1 protein-coding gene and 1 pseudogene are annotated in these 262 nt (G+C 58.8%); both read right to left on the bottom strand.

All coding sequences use genetic code 11. The features are described 5' to 3' along the window. The coding region (lysC, locus tag SB751_RS31960) for an Rz1-like lysis system protein LysC (protein ID WP_410749262.1) at window positions 1-136 on the bottom strand (136 nt) is incomplete at its 3' end. Continuing rightward, window positions 72-260 (bottom strand): annotated as a pseudogene (locus SB751_RS31965) (hypothetical protein); the annotation flags it as partial. The gene lysC and the pseudogene SB751_RS31965, both read right to left, overlap by 65 nt. Window positions 261-262: the final 2 nt, after the last annotated feature.

Here is a 262-nt window from a genome sequence, read left to right on the forward strand (position 1 = left end):
GCGTTGCCTGATCCAGCCGACACGGCGTCACTCGCGGACAACCACTGACGGTAAGCTGTACCTCCGGTGGGTGCCGGACGTTCCCGCAGCCGGATAATGTCAGCAGGCAAAGGAGTATCAGCCCAGCGGCGTAAATCCTCGTTCTCACGTTTCAGTTCCTCGATCCGGTGTTGTCGTTGTCTCAGCAGTGCACTGGTCTGTTCTGCTTCGGCATAGAGCCGCGCCTGCTCCCGGTTATTGGTTTCAGTCAGAATGGACAGGC

The sequence above is a fragment of the Cupriavidus sp. SIMBA_020 genome, assembly GCF_046535395.1.
GTDB lineage: Bacteria > Pseudomonadota > Gammaproteobacteria > Burkholderiales > Burkholderiaceae > Cupriavidus > Cupriavidus campinensis.